The sequence below is a fragment of the Alkalibacterium sp. genome (assembly GCF_046484155.1).
Taxonomy (GTDB): Bacteria; Bacillota; Bacilli; order Lactobacillales; family Carnobacteriaceae_A; genus Alkalibacterium.
The window spans coordinates 1-15,589 of sequence record NZ_JAWOBT010000002.1 but is presented as its reverse complement, the minus strand read 5'-3'; the positions used below and the strand labels follow the sequence as shown (position 1 = coordinate 15,589).

Annotated in this window: 19 protein-coding genes; 8 read left to right on the top strand and 11 right to left on the bottom strand. The window is 38.4% G+C overall.

The window, feature by feature from the left end; genetic code table 11:
• Nucleotides 1-23: 23 nt before the first annotated feature.
• Nucleotides 24-170: a lmo0937 family membrane protein gene (locus R6U02_RS00120; protein ID WP_410261612.1), complete on the bottom strand. Its 147-nt coding sequence runs from the start codon at nucleotides 168-170 to the stop codon at nucleotides 24-26.
• Between the two features lie 153 nt (nucleotides 171-323).
• Here R6U02_RS00120 and uvsE point away from each other — a divergent pair, with 153 nt between their 5' ends.
• From uvsE to R6U02_RS00095, 5 genes are all read left to right on the top strand, one after another.
• Nucleotides 324-1,583 carry a UV DNA damage repair endonuclease UvsE gene (uvsE, locus tag R6U02_RS00115; protein ID WP_410261611.1) on the top strand — a complete coding sequence of 420 codons (1,260 nt, stop codon included), beginning with the start codon at nucleotides 324-326 and terminating at the stop codon, nucleotides 1,581-1,583.
• A gap of 18 nt (nucleotides 1,584-1,601) precedes the next feature.
• On the top strand, nucleotides 1,602-2,330 hold the full coding sequence (locus R6U02_RS00110) for a tryptophan-rich sensory protein (RefSeq protein ID WP_410261610.1): 729 nt from the start codon (nucleotides 1,602-1,604) through the stop codon (nucleotides 2,328-2,330).
• Nucleotides 2,331-2,495: 165 nt separating this feature from the next.
• Nucleotides 2,496-3,491, top strand: coding sequence for a YeiH family protein (locus R6U02_RS00105; protein ID WP_410261609.1), 996 nt, complete (start codon nucleotides 2,496-2,498; stop codon nucleotides 3,489-3,491).
• A gap of 26 nt (nucleotides 3,492-3,517) precedes the next feature.
• On the top strand, nucleotides 3,518-4,426 hold the full coding sequence (locus R6U02_RS00100; protein ID WP_410261608.1) for a glycerophosphodiester phosphodiesterase: 909 nt from the start codon (nucleotides 3,518-3,520) through the stop codon (nucleotides 4,424-4,426).
• 38 nt (nucleotides 4,427-4,464) lie between these two features.
• Nucleotides 4,465-6,024 carry a bifunctional metallophosphatase/5'-nucleotidase gene (locus R6U02_RS00095; protein ID WP_410261607.1) on the top strand — a complete coding sequence of 520 codons (1,560 nt, stop codon included), beginning with the start codon at nucleotides 4,465-4,467 and terminating at the stop codon, nucleotides 6,022-6,024.
• Between the two features lie 38 nt (nucleotides 6,025-6,062).
• On the opposite strand, the gene R6U02_RS00090 is transcribed toward R6U02_RS00095, so the two are convergent.
• The 10 genes from R6U02_RS00090 to R6U02_RS00045 form a co-directional block, all read right to left on the bottom strand.
• Complete coding sequence (locus tag R6U02_RS00090; RefSeq protein ID WP_410261606.1) at nucleotides 6,063-6,962, bottom strand: cation diffusion facilitator family transporter; 900 nt, start codon at nucleotides 6,960-6,962, stop codon at nucleotides 6,063-6,065.
• A gap of 162 nt (nucleotides 6,963-7,124) precedes the next feature.
• Entirely contained in the window at nucleotides 7,125-7,766 is a 642-nt protein-coding gene (gene hisIE / locus R6U02_RS00085; protein WP_410261605.1) for a bifunctional phosphoribosyl-AMP cyclohydrolase/phosphoribosyl-ATP diphosphatase HisIE, read from the bottom strand.
• Nucleotides 7,759-8,523 carry an imidazole glycerol phosphate synthase subunit HisF gene (hisF, locus tag R6U02_RS00080; protein WP_410261604.1) on the bottom strand — a complete coding sequence of 255 codons (765 nt, stop codon included), beginning with the start codon at nucleotides 8,521-8,523 and terminating at the stop codon, nucleotides 7,759-7,761. Before hisF ends, hisIE begins: the two co-directional genes overlap by 8 nt.
• A complete protein-coding gene (gene hisA / locus R6U02_RS00075) occupies nucleotides 8,520-9,224 on the bottom strand; it encodes a 1-(5-phosphoribosyl)-5-((5-phosphoribosylamino)methylideneamino)imidazole-4-carboxamide isomerase (RefSeq protein WP_410261603.1) in 705 nt (234 codons plus the stop codon). The genes hisF and hisA overlap by 4 nt, the downstream gene beginning before the upstream one ends.
• The gene (gene hisH, locus R6U02_RS00070) at nucleotides 9,221-9,799 is read right to left on the bottom strand and encodes an imidazole glycerol phosphate synthase subunit HisH (protein WP_410261602.1); all 579 of its coding nucleotides are present in this window, start codon (nucleotides 9,797-9,799) and stop codon (nucleotides 9,221-9,223) included. The genes hisA and hisH overlap by 4 nt, the downstream gene beginning before the upstream one ends.
• Nucleotides 9,796-10,377 carry an imidazoleglycerol-phosphate dehydratase HisB gene (gene hisB, locus R6U02_RS00065; RefSeq protein WP_410261601.1) on the bottom strand — a complete coding sequence of 194 codons (582 nt, stop codon included), beginning with the start codon at nucleotides 10,375-10,377 and terminating at the stop codon, nucleotides 9,796-9,798. The genes hisH and hisB overlap by 4 nt, the downstream gene beginning before the upstream one ends.
• Nucleotides 10,374-11,372: an aminotransferase class I/II-fold pyridoxal phosphate-dependent enzyme gene (locus R6U02_RS00060; protein ID WP_410261600.1), complete on the bottom strand. Its 999-nt coding sequence runs from the start codon at nucleotides 11,370-11,372 to the stop codon at nucleotides 10,374-10,376. Before R6U02_RS00060 ends, hisB begins: the two co-directional genes overlap by 4 nt.
• Nucleotides 11,369-12,619: a histidinol dehydrogenase gene (gene hisD / locus R6U02_RS00055; RefSeq protein WP_410261599.1), complete on the bottom strand. Its 1,251-nt coding sequence runs from the start codon at nucleotides 12,617-12,619 to the stop codon at nucleotides 11,369-11,371. The genes R6U02_RS00060 and hisD overlap by 4 nt, the downstream gene beginning before the upstream one ends.
• A gap of 11 nt (nucleotides 12,620-12,630) precedes the next feature.
• Complete coding sequence (gene hisG / locus R6U02_RS00050) at nucleotides 12,631-13,230, bottom strand: ATP phosphoribosyltransferase (RefSeq protein WP_410261598.1); 600 nt, start codon at nucleotides 13,228-13,230, stop codon at nucleotides 12,631-12,633.
• 14 nt (nucleotides 13,231-13,244) lie between these two features.
• A complete protein-coding gene (locus tag R6U02_RS00045) occupies nucleotides 13,245-14,102 on the bottom strand; it encodes an ATP phosphoribosyltransferase regulatory subunit (RefSeq protein WP_410261597.1) in 858 nt (285 codons plus the stop codon).
• Between the two features lie 146 nt (nucleotides 14,103-14,248).
• Here R6U02_RS00045 and hisJ point away from each other — a divergent pair, with 146 nt between their 5' ends.
• The 3 genes from hisJ to R6U02_RS00030 form a co-directional block, all read left to right on the top strand.
• On the top strand, nucleotides 14,249-15,034 hold the full coding sequence (gene hisJ, locus R6U02_RS00040) for a histidinol-phosphatase HisJ (protein WP_410261596.1): 786 nt from the start codon (nucleotides 14,249-14,251) through the stop codon (nucleotides 15,032-15,034).
• On the top strand, nucleotides 15,027-15,248 hold the full coding sequence (locus tag R6U02_RS00035) for a YdbC family protein (RefSeq protein ID WP_410261595.1): 222 nt from the start codon (nucleotides 15,027-15,029) through the stop codon (nucleotides 15,246-15,248). The genes hisJ and R6U02_RS00035 overlap by 8 nt, the downstream gene beginning before the upstream one ends.
• Before the next feature lie 66 nt (nucleotides 15,249-15,314).
• Nucleotides 15,315-15,589: aldo/keto reductase (locus tag R6U02_RS00030; RefSeq protein ID WP_410261594.1), on the top strand; the 275-nt coding region annotated here is incomplete at its 3' end.

Here is a 15,589-nt window from a genome sequence, read left to right as displayed (position 1 = left end):
AAAAGCAATTATGAGATAGCTTTTTACGGTTTTTTTCTTCCTGTAACCATATTCCAGATGAAAACAATAAGTGCAATGACGAGAAGAACATGGATAATTGCACCACCGATTTCAAAAATAAATCCTAAAAACCAGAAAAGAATTAATAATCCAATCAGTGTCCATAACATAACTTAACCTCCTTAAACTTTTGCTAATCTGATTATAGCAAATGTATCTCGAATCGCTTCATGATATGCATTGAATAATAAGTGCCAATTATTCGTTTGAACAGCATTAGAATGGTAAACTTAGTGTATAATTATTTTGAAAAGGAGCAAATCATGAATATAGGTTATGCATGCATAACAAAAGGTGTAGCCAATGCTAATTACAAAACATGCCGCAAGATAAATGCAACTGAAGATCACTTGAAACTGCTGATTGAACATAATCTAAATGTGTTAGAGAAAATGATTGAATACAATCATCAAGTAGGTATTAAACTATTTCGGATAAGTTCAGATATCATTCCGTTCGGATCGGATTTTGTTGTGAATGATTTAGATTGGCCAAACTTATTTGCCCCCTTATTTAAGCGAATTGGTGAAAAAATCAAGCGATATGATATAAGGGTGTCGATGCATCCAGGTCAGTATACGGTACTTAATTCACCAATAATAGGAGTGGTGGAGCGAGCAATCGATGATTTAAATTACCATAAGCTATTCTTAGATTCATTAGGAGTTGGTTCAGAAAGTAAGATCATCGTGCACGTCGGGGGTGTATATAATGATAAAGAAGCTGCCATAGATAGATTTACCCAGGTGTATGACCAACTTGACCGAAAAATTAAAGACCGGCTCATTATTGAGAATGATGATCGGTCTTATACCATCAATGATGTACTGGATATCAGCGAAAGAACAGGCGCACCTGTCGTATATGATAACCTGCATAATGCATTAAATAATGATGGTGAAACGTATCCTGATTCTTACTGGATAAATTTAGCGAAAAAAACGTGGAGAAAGGAAGACGGACGTCCCAAAGTGCATTATGCACAGCAACAACTCATTGGGAGGGAAGGATCTCATTCACAATTTATCGGAATCGATGAATTTATGACTTTCTATCGTGATGTAGCGCCGTGTGATGTTGATATCATGCTGGAAGTTAAAGATAAAAATTTATCAGCAGTAAAGTGTCTTTTAGCGACAACAACTGATCCAAAGATAAGCGACTTGGAAAAAGAATGGGCAAGGTACAAGTATACTGTACTAGAAAGGTCACCAGTGATTTATGAAAGGATAAGAAGCCTGCTAAAAGATAAGTCATCATACCCTGTTATTCCGTTTTATCGGTTAATTGAAGCAGCTCTTACTCTAGATATCAATATGAGTACTGCGATAAACAGCTTGGAACATGTTTGGGGATATGTCAATCAAGAAGTCACAGACAAAGAAAAAGAAAAGTACCAAGAGTATAAATCTAATCTGATAGAAGGCTTAAATCACTTAGAAAGAGTTAAACGCTTTTTATATAAGTTGGCATTAAAGTATGAAGTAGACTATCTAATAAACTCTTTATATTTTGAACTATAGACTTTTGAGGAGGTTATCATGATGAGAAGTAAAAAGCAATTGGGTATTATTTATAGCATGTGGTTCATTCTAATGTTGGTCGTCAATTATATCACTGCAACAGATGTGGGGATGGTTGCTGATCAGGATCCTGCAATAATCCAAACCGCTAGATACGTCTTTTCAATCTGGGTCGTTATTTACCTGCTATTATTTATCTGGATCGCACGCTTGATTTTTTCTAAGCATAATCAAAATCGCGTCTACGACAGTGTGCAGTATTGGCCCATCGCTAATTTTATTTTAAATGGATTATGGATCATCGCTTTCACAGAGGGTTGGTACTTAGCCTCAATCATTATTATAGTCGCTTTGCTCATCACGCTGCTTATTATTTATAAAAACATTTCCGGTATTTCTTCTCACTGGTTTAATCGGTTACCATTCTCCATTTATTTCGGCGGGGTGACCGTGGTTGCATTAGTTAATATTATGACTTGGATAAGAGAGATGGGAATTGAGGAAGTATTAGGATTTGACGAATATCAATTGACGTTAGCTTTATTGATTTTTGGTACAGTGATTGCAGTATTTGTTTCACTGATCAATCGAGACTGGCTATACCCGCTGGTCTTTGCCTGGGCCTACACTGGTATTATTATAGAGACTGATTATCAGTTCTTTTGGCTCACGGTCGTATGCGGATCAAGTATTTTTTTCCATCTTTTGGCATCTGTTTATACAGGGGGCAAACGAATTAGACAGTGAAATGAGTAGTATGAAATCTTCAGTTATAGGTTAGAACAGTATGATGGAAACTGTGTCTATAAGTGAAGATTTTTTTAACTTGCTTGTTTTTTACTTAAGAAATATTGGATAAATGGTATAATGATCCAATAATCGTTTGGAAGGATGAAAAGTGTGGAGATTAGTTTGAAAAAATTACCCGGAATTGGATTGTCAGGAATCATTGCTTTGATTGCACTATACATAGAAACGATATTGCCAGGTCATTACATTGGAGCGACTGTCATTGCCATGTTTTTAGGTATCTTTGTTCGTACAGTCTATTATAATGAAAGAGTATTACAAGAAGGCGTGCAGTATACTTCAAAGAAAATATTGAAAGGGGCGATTATATTACTAGGTGCTTCTCTCAATTTTTCTATTATATTAGAAGTTGGAAGTCAGACTCTTTTGGTGTTGTTATTTACTTTATTTACCGCTTTTGGCGGTGGATATCTTTTAGGAAAATTACTTAAAATCAACTGGAAGCTGAGTAATATGATTGCAGCGGGAACAGCCATTTGTGGAGGATCGGCGATTGCTGCAATGGCCCCAGTAATTGAAGCAGAAGATGCAGACGTGTCTTATGCTATCTCGGCTACTTTTTTGTTCGATATGTTGATGATCATCTTGTATCCGATACTCGGTCGATTATTGTTACTTAGCGACACTTTTTTCGGTTATTGGGCCGGAACATCCATCAACGACACTTCGAGCGTGGTCGCTGCCAGCTTCGCTTTTTCTGATGTGGCCGGTGAAGTAGCGACGATGGTAAAGCTGACACGTACGTTGGCCATTATCCCAACCGTTTTAATCTTTTCAACTATATATTACAAAAACAAACGCAAACAACCTGATCTTAGAAAGGCTAAGGTCTCTCTTTCGGGTTTAGTTCCCTGGTTTATATTGGTTTTCGTATTGATGGCTTTACTTAATTCAATAGGAATCATAAGTCCGGGTGTAGCCGGAGTAATGAAAACAGTCAGTCGTTTTCTGATGGTTGTTTCTTTAGCTGCAATTGGTCTGAAAACGAATTTGGCAGTTTTTGTTAAAACCGGTTGGAAACCTTTTATACATGGTTTCATATTATCCTCGTTAGTCGTCATCGTCTCTTATGTAGTTGTTCTGTTTATCATTGGGTAACCTATTCGTTTGAGGAGGGAACATAAATGGGGAAAGTAGTTAAAATTATTGGTGTTTTTTTAGTCGGTGTCTTTATGCTTTGGTTTTTACTCTTTTTATTCCCTTTATCTTCAAAAAATAACCATGCCTTTTTCGAAGATAAAGAAGGCCCCTTAGTGATTGCTCATCGAGGAGGAAAAGCCCTTGCTCCTGAAAATACGTTGGCAGCCTTTAGAAATGCAGCGGATCTAGGTGTAGATGTTCTGGAGTATGATGTACATATCACTATCGACGGGCATCTGGTAGTGATTCATGATGACACCGTAGATCGTACGACCAACGGTAAAGGAAGAGTCAATGAAATGACTCTTCTAGAAATAAAAGCTCTAGATGCAGGGTACCAGTTTAAAGATGCTAAAGGTAATTTCACCTTTCGAAACTCGGGCATAAAAATACCAACAGTAGAAGAAGTCTTTTCAGAGTTTAATAATAAAAAACATTTGATAGAAATTAAGGATACCAACGATCCAGTTATGTATGGCGCTTTAATTGATGAAATGTGGAAGCAAATTCAAAACTACGCTATGAAAGATAAGGTTTTGATTACCAGTTTTAATCATGACATAAACTTGCGATTCCAGGATGTTTCTAATGGGGAAGTAGCCATTGGCGCAGGTGCAGAAGAGACAAGACAATTTGTTACGATGCACAAGGCATTTCTTAATGCGCTTTATAGACCCAAAGCAGAAGCCTTTCAGCTGCCAATTGAACAAGAAGGTTTTAATTTAGCTGATTGGAAATTGATCCGTGGGGCAAATAAACGTGGTATGCACGTCTATTATTGGACGATAAATGAAGAAGAAATAATGAAAAAACTTATTGATCTTGGCGCTGATGGAATCGTGACAGATAACCCTCGGTTGCTGATGGATGTATTATCAAATAAGCGAGATTAAATAAGCATTTGAAATCCACTTACAGAAAGGGAGATTTGATGGAGTTTACATTATTTGAGACAAGTGACGTGCATGGGTATCTTTACCCGACAGATTATCAGTCACGCGAACATAAGATGGAACACGGCTTATTTAAAATTGCTTCTCTATTAAAAAAAGAGCGACAAGCGTTAAAAGGACCAAGTCTTACTATTGAAAACGGCGATATTATTCAAGGATCACCATTTACTCATTACTTAGTTAAACATAAAAATTCCGCTAAATATTTGATGGATGCTGTCAATCAACTGAATTTTGATATTGGCATAATCGGAAATCATGAATTTAACTATGGGCTAGATTATCTTGATTCTGCAGTTGAAACGGCAAAGTATCCTTTCTTATGTGCCAATATAGTGAAAAGTGATGGAAGTTTAGCCTTTGGCCAGGCATATAAGATTTTTGAAAAAGAAGGAATTAAAATTGCTGTATTAGGTTTGACCACTCAATATATACCTAATTGGGAACATCCTGAAAATTATGAGGGATTGAGCTTTTTATCAGCTGTTGATACTGCTAAAAAATATGTACCTACGTTAAGAGAAAATGCTGATATTGTTGTCGTTAGTTATCATGGCGGGTTTGAGAAAGACCTTAAAACAGGTGAGGAAACAGAAGCGCAGACAGGAGAGAATGAGGGCTACAAGATATTGAATGAGGTTACAGGCATCGATGTCTTACTGGCCGGTCATCAGCATCGCTTGATAGCTGAAGTCGTTGGGAAAACTGCCGTCCTAATGCCAGGAAGCAAAGGGGAGTATTTAGGTAAAGTTGTTATAGAACTTGAGAAAAATAACGACACTGTCATGATCAAAGAAATGAAACCTGAACTGCTTTCGGTCGAAGGAATGCCTGTTGATGAAAATTTATCCGATCAGTTTAAATGGTTGAATGACGAAGTGGAAGATTGGCTGGATCAACCTATTGGTAAGGTCAAGGGTGATATGCAAATCAATGATGTGGAAAAAGCAAGACAAGAAGAACATCCTTATGTTGAGTTTATAAATCGTGTTCAAATGCATTATGCAGACTGTGATATCTCTGGTACTGCACTTTTCAATAATACCGTAAAAGGATTTGATGAGTCAGTAACGATGAGGGATGTTGTGCTTAATTACATATATCCAAATACTCTAGCCGTCTTAAAAGTGACAGGGAAAGAATTGAAAACGGCTATAGAACAATCGGCAATGTATTTCAAAGTGAATGATGATGATCAGATAAGTATTAATCCAGAATTCATGAATCCCAAACCTCAGATGTATAATTACGATATGTATGAAGGAATCGATTATGTGATAGATGTCGCACAGCCTGAAGGAGAAAGAGTTGTAGAATTCAAGTATCAAGGTAAAGACATAATGCCAGATGATGACCTGGAGATTGTGATCAACCAATACCGAGCAGTAGGTGGAGGCAATTACAGTATGTTTGATGCGACGAAAATCATTCGGGAAGTGACGATCCCAATGAATGAACTTATCGGGGATTATTTTGCGAAATACTCGCCTATCTCAGCTGATGTAAATAATAATTTCAAAGTGATTTCTACAAAATAAAAAAAGAGGGATTTCTATAAAAATAGAAATCCCTCTTTTTACATTTGTTCTTCATTGAATTGTTTGATTAAATCATCAGGCTCAACATGAACATCGGTGTGCATGACATCGAACTGTTCATACAGTATTTTTTCGATATTCTCGGTTACATCATGACTTTCTTGCACCGTCATGTCCCCGTCGACCAATATAGTGACATCCACATATGTATTGGCCCCATACATGCGAGCTTTTATGGATGCAACACTTATGACTTCCGGTATCGTCTGTATTTCACTCTTGTATAAAGACAGCTGCTTGTCCTTAAATCCGTCAGATAATGAAAAGGTACTTTCTTTAAAGATTCCAATACCCGTTTTAATTATAATCAGAGCAACAACGGATGCCATGAGGCTATCTAACCAAACCCATCCAAAAGAAGCACCTATAATGGCTATGGCTGTTGCCATACTTGTCAAACTATCGGCCAGATTATCTTGAGCTACAGCTTTCAATCCGGTGCTTTTCGCTTCTTTTGCTAATATCAGATTATAGCGGTAGAGAAAGAGCAATACTACTGCACTGACTATAGCGACTATAGCAGCGAGTCGGTTGGGTGGAACTAATTCGCCACTATACAGACGAACGAGACTGTTTTGAAACACTTGGAATCCGACAAAGAGCATGATGAACGACGTAATTAAACTAGCAATGGGTTCTGCTTTCCAATGCCCATAAGGATGATTATGATCAGCCGGTATACGCGCTGTTCTCAGACCGACCAGGACAGTCACAGAAGAAAGGACATCCGTTAAGTTATTCAGTCCATCCGCTGATAAAGATGTGGACCGCAGGAAAAACCCGACGGCTATTTTAACTACGGCTAGTATCACGTATACACCGATCGAAACCTTTGCACCCTGTTCGGCTATTCGGACACGTTTAATTTGACTTTTCAAAATATCCCTACTTTTGTTTTATTGCATTTCAAAAATTTACAGTATGCTTATTAATTTTAAAAGAATGAAGATGAAAATACAACAAAGAACTGTGACGAAAGTCTGATTTAATATGATAGTAACCATTAAAGAGAATCTATTGGATAGTGAAAAGGAAATGCCTTACCAGTTGTTTACATCTTTTCGTTCACCTTTAAAATTATTCTGTTTTTCATGCCGTGAAGCTAAAATGGCTTCGATTTCTGAAATGGATACACCTGACTGATAGAGCAAAACTCCGAGATGATATAAGGTGTCGGCTGCTTCGTTTGCGACTTCATCTTTGTTTTTGTTCTTCGCTGCTATCACGACTTCAAATGCTTCTTCACCGAATTTTTTTGCTATTTTATCGATGCCTTCATTTAAGAGATAATTTGTATAGGATTTCTCTTCATCTGAACTGGCCCGAGCTTGTATCGTCGCTTCAATATCTTTTAAGGTAAATGAGGGGCCGAGATTGAAACAGCTTTTGGAACCTGTATGGCAGGTTGGGCCAGCAGGATCGATCATAATGAGCAAAGCGTCTTGATCACAGTCTAAATACATCTCTTTGACATATTGAACATTACCGCTTGATTCACCTTTTTTCCATAACCGATTTTTTGAACGAGAAAAGAACCAGACGACTTCGTCCTGTTTCGTCTTTTTAAAAGCCTCTTCGTTCATGTAGCCCATCATGCGAACGTCTTTCGTTGTATAATGCTGTAAAATAACTGGAAGTAATCCTTTTGAAAAATCTGGTTGTAATGAATTGTAATTAGACATGTCGCATCGGCACTCCTTTTAACTGACATAAGTCTTTGACTTCTTGAATCGAAACGTCCTCGTCATGGAAAATGGAGGCGGCAAGTCCAGCTGACACATCCGTATTCAAGAAAAGGTCCGCAAAATGTTGAGCATTTCCTGCCCCTCCTGAAGCGATGACGGGGATATTGACTGTTTCTTTAATTTTTGAAAGCAATACATGATCAAATCCCTGCTGCATGCCATCGTAATCCATACTGGTAATTAATAATTCTCCTGCTCCTCGAGACGCCACTTCTTTTACCCAATCCAATGTTTTCACATCCGTTTTTTTCTTACCTCCGTGAGTGTAACAATACCAGTCCTGTTCCGTTTCTTCCCATTTTGCATCCACTGCTATACAGATACATTGTGAGCCAAACTTTTCGCTGGTTTCGTTAATCAATGACGGATTATTTAAGGCTGCTGAATTCAGACTTACTTTATCTGCACCAGCATTTAATACGGCTGAGATATCTTCCGAAGATTTTAATCCACCACCGATAGTCATAGGGATAAAAAGTTCCTTGGCCGTTTCTCGAATCACATCAAGCATCAAGGCGTTGCCCGTGTCCGTTGCTGAAATGTCGAGAAAGACTAATTCATCCGCCCCCAATGTATTATAGCGTTTAGCTAACTCAACCGGGTCGCCAACTTCGCGAAGGCCTTTGAACTGGATCCCTTTGACCACGATGCCATCTCTGACATCGAGACAGGGAATAATACGTTTTTTAATCATTTAATACCCTCCCAAAAAGCATCCGTGTTAGCCGCTTTTCCGACAATAGCCGCTTTAACACCGGCTTTTTCTAATAGTTTCAAATCTGCAAAACTGCGGATGCCACCTGAGGCAGTGATAGGGTGGGGGGTAAGCCCAACAAGTTTTTTTGTCAGTTCGAAGTTAGGTCCCTGCATTTTACCGTCTTTAGAGATGTCGGTGTAAATAATACCGCCCAAAGCTAGAGAAGCTGTCTCTTCCGCGATATCATAGATTGTTTTTCCAACCGATTCTGTCCAGCCGTTTACCGCGACCTGTTCTTTTTTTGCGTCCAGACCTAAATAAACTTTGCCAGGGTAGAGAGTTGTTATTTCCTTGAGCCACTCACTGTCCTGCAAGCCACGGGTTCCGACGATTACGTATGACGCACCGCTTGAGAAGTAATAGTCGATCGTTTCTTTTGAACGAATACCGCCACCTATTTCGACGGGGTAGGCACTGGACGCGATCAATTCTTTTATAAATGCTTTTTCTGTTGGTTTCTGTTTCAGTGCTCCCATCAAATCAACAATATGGATACGGGTCACTTCTTTGAATTGATTATAAAAAGAGATAGCTTCTTTAGGGGATCTTTTCATAATCTCTTTTGAGTTATAATCACCTTCAGTCAAACGTACACTTTGATTTTCAATTAAATCTATTGCCGGCCAAATTTCTATCACAGATCAAAACCACCTTTTATCGCTTGATTTAATATTTGTATTCCCAAATCTCCACTTTTTTCAGGGTGAAACTGAATACCGATCAAATGATCTTTCTGGACAATGGCTACCACAGGCTCTTCATAAGTTGCTGTCGCAATAACATTTTCTTCTGTATGCACTTTATATGAATGAATAAAGTAAACGTCGCCCTGAAGAGAAGGAAGTGTAGAGTTTAATTGATTCCATCCTAGGTGAGGTACGGGAAGGGAACCAGTTATTTTCTTGACTCTTCCCGGTAAATAGCCAAGCCCATCTGCGTCACCTTCTTCACTATGCTCAAAAAGCAGCTGCATACCAAGGCAGATACCGATAAACGGTTTTTCATCTTTTAATTCGTTCAATACAGGCAACAAATCTAGTTCGGATAGACGATCCATCGCATCCTTGAAATGGCCGACGCCAGGGAGGATGATCGTGTCTGCCTCATTGAGTTCTTTTTTATCATGAGTGACGATGACGTCATAACCCAAATAGTGCAGGGCGTTTGATAGATTGGCTATGTTGCCTAAACCATAGTCTACAATAGCAATCATTCTTCGATGACCCCTTTCGATGAAGGAAGTCGAGAAACATTGGATGACTGTGATGCTTTTCTTAAAGCTTGTGCATAAGACTTGAACAGGGCTTCAATTTCATGATGAGTGTTTCCACCGCGGATCAAATCAAGATGAACGGTTAAGCGTGCGTGAATCGTCAGCGCATAGAAGAACTCCTTGACTAATTGAACATCAAACGTACCGACCTTCTGGCTGGAAAAATCAGGTTCAAAAGATAAAAAAGGACGACCGCTGATATCGATGACTGCACGTGCCAAAGTTTCATCCATTGGAACGTAGGCTGTTCCGTAACGCTCGATTGACGACTTATCCTGATTTAATTCAGCGATGGCTTGTCCTAACAGGATACCAATGTCTTCTGTGGTGTGATGATCATCCACGTCCGTATCACCATCGACAGTAATATCCAGAATGAAATGACCGTGAAAAGCAAACAGGTCCAGCATGTGATTTAAAAAGCCTACACCTGTATCGATATTGGATTCAGATAAACCTGTAGCCATGCTTAATTTGATACTTGTTTCTTTCGTGTTGCGTTCTTTGGTTATGGTCATTGAGATGCTCTCCATTTCCTTACGATTTTTCTCAGCTCATCCATTTGTTCTGCGGTTGCTATCGAATATCTTACTGCTTCTTTAAGTGTTGGTTGATTAGATTCAGGATACATTCTGGGTCGGAAGCCATTTTGTTGTACAAAGCTGCCTAATTCTACTGCTTTTTCTCCATACGTAAACAAAAAATTAGTGTGACTTTCCAGTATATTGATAACATCTCCGACTTCTTCTTTAAAGAGCTGGTGCAATTGTCTGGCCAGCTTTCGATTTAAATCAATAAAATCAGTTAGCCGTTCGGGTCGATTCAATAAATAATTCGCGATATTTAAAGAAAAGGTATTGAGCGGGTAAGGATGTGCGATAGAGTTTAGTACTTTCATCGTATTCTCAGTCGAAAAAGCGACACCAATGCGCAATCCCGCTAAACCATACACCTTGGAAAGCGTACGAAAGCGAATGATATGATCACCTTCAGGATAATTGGGAATCTCATCTAGAAATTCGGCATAAGCTTCGTCAATAATAATGTAACCATTGACCTCTTTCATCAATTCGGCTGCTTTCTCAACGAAATCAAAGGGGTGCATCATACCAAATGGGTTATTAGGTTGTGAGAAAATAAAAATAGAAGGACGATATTCCTTGATTTTTCGAAAAACTTCCTCATAGTCAAATGTCATATCCGGCTGAGCACTGATTTTTACAAGTGGACGCTTGAATTGCATAGCGTATTCTTCATACATCACAAAATCTGGATCCAGCACTAAAGCAGGTCCTGTACCTAAGATAATCATGGCTTTTTGAATCCATTCATCTGATCCGTTTGCAAAAGAGACTAAGTTTGGGTCTAAATTGTTATAGGCAGCATAACTTTTTTGTAACTGCTGGTATTCATCATTCGCATAGTGATTAAAATGTGTATCTACCGCGATTTTGCTTATTTCATCTTCTGTTAATGCCCTGTACGGACTTTCATTTTTATCTATGCGTATCACTTCAATCCCTCCAGTCGACAGGATAAGGAATCATGATGGGCTTGGAGCGATTCTTCCAAGGCTATACGCATACCGCTTGGAGCCATGTTTAAAAACGACTCTTTTTTAAGAGCGATAATAGAATTGGTTCGCAAAAAGTCATTGACCGTTAATCCGTTACTGAATCTCGCTGTTCCTCCAGTTGGTAAAACGTGACTAGGACCTGCGACGTAATCACCAATAGCTTCAGGTGAATAGTCGCCTATAAATAAAGCGCCGGCAGTTTTGATCTGATCAATATATGACTCTGCATCTTTTGTTTGAACCGAGACATGTTCTCCGGCAATCAAGTTGACGCATTCAATCGTTTCTTCTTTATCGGTCGTATGAATAGAATAATGATGATCCCTCAGACTGGCCTCTATTATTTGAGCGCGAGGTTGTTTATCCATCAAAGCATCAGCTGCTTCTTTTATTTCAGATAATTTCTCTTTGTTTTCACTTATCAAAAAGGTACGGGCCAATACGTCATGTTCCGCTTGTGCAAGTAAATCATAGGCAACAAATTCTGCCCGCGTCGTTTCATCGACAACGACAACAATTTCACTTGGACCGGCAATAGAATCGATACCGACATCACCATAAACCATTTTTTTGGCTAAGGCGACATACTGGTTCCCAGGTCCGGCAATTTTATCTACTCTGGGAATGGATTCTGTACCATAAGCTAAAGCAGCAATGGCTTGAGCACCGCCTACTTGAAATACGCGGTCCACTCGAGCGATATGACAGGCGGCTAAAATGGCTTGATTGACGCCATCCTTTTGAGGAGGTGTAGTGACAATGATTTCATTGACGCCGGCAACCTTGGCTAAAACGGCTGTCATTAATACCGTGGAGACTAGAGGAGCGGTCCCACCTGGCACATAGACACCCACACGATTCAATGGGTGAACTTTTTGATAAAGTTCTGACTTTGGACTGTCGGAGATTTTTATGGATGTCTGATAGTCCCATATGTTTTGATAGGCCATTTCTAAAGCGTCTCTTAATCCGTCGTCGATGGACTGATAAGCTGATTCGAGGTCAGAAGCCTTGATTTCCAACTCCGTCAATAACACGTTATCAAATTTTTCGGAATAGTCAAATAATGCTTCATCTTTCTTTTCCTGGACGGTTTGTATGATAGTCATGACCTGATTTAATTTGCTCCAGTCTGTCACGTTCGTTGAGGCATATATTTGTTTGAAAGTATCCATTGTGTACATTTATATTCCACCTACTTTTTTAATTGGTTAATGATCGACTGTATTTCCTCATTTTTAGAGAAAAATGAATGTTTGTTTGTAATGAGCCGCGCATTGATATTATCTAATTGCACTTGTTCTGCCAAACCATTTTCTCTGAGAGTCGTTCCAGATTGAACGATATCCATAATGGCATCGGCCATACCTATAGTGGCGGCCAGTTCGACAGAGCCCTTTAGAGGGATTATTTTGACGGGTTGTCGGATAGAGTCAAAATAATCTTGAGTAAATTTGACGTATTTTGTAGCGACAACAGGATACGTTTCTTTTGGAGATTTCGCAGCTAAGGCAAAATGACAATAACCAAATGGAAGATCCATCAGATTATTTATTTGTCGATTTTGTTCATACAAGACATCACTCCCTGTAATGCCCAGATCAGCGACACCTTCCTCGACGTATACGGGGACGTCTTCGCCTTTAACTAGTAAAAAGCGTATATCTTCGGTTTCAACTAATAATTCTCTTGATATAGATTCTAAGGCAGTATACCATTGGCTTAATTTCCGCTGTTTTAAAAACGAAATAAAATCTTCTAATTGTCTTCCTTTAGATAATGCAATTGTAATCATTTAAACTTTCCTCTCTATAAGCTGCCTGTTATGGGTAAGCTTGATAAATTAATAGCCATACCAAAGGCTTTAGTGGGGCTTGAATACTGGCCACCTGTAACGATGGGTTCAACAGAATGTTTAGTATAAAATTGTAAAAATATGCCTTTGTAATAGGATTGAGTCGGTGAGGAAAATAAGTCGCAATAAACGACGGGAATGTGATTTTTTTCTAATGCCGATTGCCAATGTTGTATTTCTTCGACGGGTTTCTTTAAATCTGGAAAGTGCTGTTTAGCATAGGCGAGCTGATTAGGCACAGGCTGGTTCATTAATAGGACCACTGGATGCGAGGTTCCTAATCTTTCGGTTAACCGATCTAAATTACGTTCACTTAAATACCTCATGATTTCAGGATTTCGTCTTTCTTCTTTGGATAATAGTTTTTTCAGGAGAGAGTAGTGACTGATTACGGCAACAGTTAAGGAAATGTTGAGATGATTGCGAATGTAAAGCAATAACTCTTTCATCGTGACGATCTGTTTTGGGATATCCTGGGTAAAGATTTCCATTCCAAACTGCATTTTCTCTTTATCCACAGGAAAAACGGGCCCGGAATAAGCAATTTTATCTGCTTTTAATTTATATTTTTGGCGGTAGCGGACGATCGCATCTGTCCAGTCGCTCCTAAGAGATAGAAGGGATTGGTTTGACTGCCACGTGTAGCGATATTTCATCATTTTTAAATCGTCTTCCGATAATCTATCCCATTCAAATTTTTCCAGAATAGATAGATCAAGTAGATCATAGCCCAATAAATGAAAATGATTGAGAAACTCTATTTCTTTGTGTTTTTTTTCTAGCAGATACTGATTGTTTTTTTCGAAACTCATTAGCATATTCCTCATTTCCATTTATTTTTTATTTTGATACAATAAAAGTAGTTTTAAAAAATGAAAACAGTTTGATTAAAAAATTTTAACATAAAAAGTACCCTTATGAAAGTTTTCAAATCGAAAAAAGAGAGGGGATAGACAGCATGTTATCCGACAATCATGTTCACACTCAATATTGCCCGCATGGTAGTGATTTTGAGATGGAAGAGTATATTAAAAAGGCTATAGATAATGGACTTGAAAGTATTACGTTTACTGAACACGCGCCTTTGCCAATCGAAGATACGACCCCTGCAAAAGACAGCTCTATGAGAGAAGAAGACATTGAAGCCTATTTGAATCAGGGAAAAAAATTAAAAGTGAAATATGCAGATGACATTATCGTAAACACTGGATTTGAAATTGATTATATAGAAGGAAAAGAGGCGGAAACATGTCGCTTTTTAAAAAAATATCCTAAAACTATTCCTTATTCTATTTTGAGTGTTCATTTTTTAAAAATCCCTGACCAAGGTTATTTCTGTATCGACTATGATAAGGATCTATTTTTAGAAAAAATAAAGCAAATAGGTTACGATAGACTAACAAGCATCTATGAAGGGACATTATCCAAAGCATTGTCTTTACCATTTGGAGAATGGACACCTAAAACAATCGGCCATATAACGCTGATATATAAATTTAGCAAAGCACATGATCAAAAAGACGAAATCGATTGGGACAGGTTACTGGAAAAAGCAAAAATGAACGATTATATTTTGGATTATAACTTTTCAGGCCTTGATAAACCTTTTTACAACAGCACTTATCCCTATGAGTCACTTGTTGAATCAGCCATAAATAAAGGGGTCAAATTAGCCTATGGTTCTGATGCACACCATCCAGGCGAAGTCGGTAGATATTTTGAAAGGGGTATAAATCATGGATAAAATTTCGTACGAAGTGGTTGAACATCTTGCCGTTCTTTCTGAAACACCTAAAGGATGGCGTAAAGAATTAAATTTAGTGAGTTGGAATAATCGTCCGCCAAAGTTTGACATCAGAGAATGGAGCCCTGACCATACTAAGATGAGTAAAGGTCTCACGTTTAACAATGAAGAGTTAGTCCATTTGAAAAAGGTACTAGCTGAAATAGAGGTGTAGTCAAAACAGAGTTAGGGTGGTTATCACTGAAATAATGAATAAACTAACTATATGGGGAGAGAGACGATGGAACATGCACGCTTGAACAACGGCACAAGTATGCCATACTTGGGAACAGGAACGAACACATACGGAAAAGAAAATAATGATTACAACGGTGACCTGAATGGTGATTTTTCTGCGCTTGAATCCGCGATCGAGATGGGTTACCGACTGATAGATACCGCAATTTCTTATAGAAATGAAGCGGGTGTCGGTAAAACAGTTAAAGAAAGCGGTATTGACCGTGAAGCATTTTATTTAACCACTAAAATACCTGCAGAAGATGAGTATGTAAAAGA

What these genes read in the sequence shown, in the direction of transcription:
- R6U02_RS00120 (WP_410261612.1), bottom strand. Translation starts at nt 170, where the DNA reads ATGTTATGGACACTGATTGGATTATTAATTCTTTTCTGGTTTTTAGGA.
- uvsE (WP_410261611.1), top strand. Translation starts at nt 324, where the DNA reads ATGAATATAGGTTATGCATGCATAACAAAAGGTGTAGCCAATGCTAAT.
- R6U02_RS00110 (WP_410261610.1), top strand. Translation starts at nt 1,602, where the DNA reads ATGATGAGAAGTAAAAAGCAATTGGGTATTATTTATAGCATGTGGTTC.
- R6U02_RS00100 (WP_410261608.1), top strand. Translation starts at nt 3,518, where the DNA reads ATGGGGAAAGTAGTTAAAATTATTGGTGTTTTTTTAGTCGGTGTCTTT.
- R6U02_RS00095 (WP_410261607.1), top strand. Translation starts at nt 4,465, where the DNA reads ATGGAGTTTACATTATTTGAGACAAGTGACGTGCATGGGTATCTTTAC.
- hisIE (WP_410261605.1), bottom strand. Translation starts at nt 7,766, where the DNA reads ATGTCTAATTACAATTCATTACAACCAGATTTTTCAAAAGGATTACTT.
- hisF (WP_410261604.1), bottom strand. Translation starts at nt 8,523, where the DNA reads ATGATTAAAAAACGTATTATTCCCTGTCTCGATGTCAGAGATGGCATC.
- hisH (WP_410261602.1), bottom strand. Translation starts at nt 9,799, where the DNA reads ATGATTGCTATTGTAGACTATGGTTTAGGCAACATAGCCAATCTATCA.
- hisB (WP_410261601.1), bottom strand. Translation starts at nt 10,377, where the DNA reads ATGACCATAACCAAAGAACGCAACACGAAAGAAACAAGTATCAAATTA.
- hisD (WP_410261599.1), bottom strand. Translation starts at nt 12,619, where the DNA reads ATGTACACAATGGATACTTTCAAACAAATATATGCCTCAACGAACGTG.
- hisG (WP_410261598.1), bottom strand. Translation starts at nt 13,230, where the DNA reads ATGATTACAATTGCATTATCTAAAGGAAGACAATTAGAAGATTTTATT.
- R6U02_RS00045 (WP_410261597.1), bottom strand. Translation starts at nt 14,102, where the DNA reads ATGAGTTTCGAAAAAAACAATCAGTATCTGCTAGAAAAAAAACACAAA.
- hisJ (WP_410261596.1), top strand. Translation starts at nt 14,249, where the DNA reads ATGTTATCCGACAATCATGTTCACACTCAATATTGCCCGCATGGTAGT.
- R6U02_RS00035 (WP_410261595.1), top strand. Translation starts at nt 15,027, where the DNA reads ATGGATAAAATTTCGTACGAAGTGGTTGAACATCTTGCCGTTCTTTCT.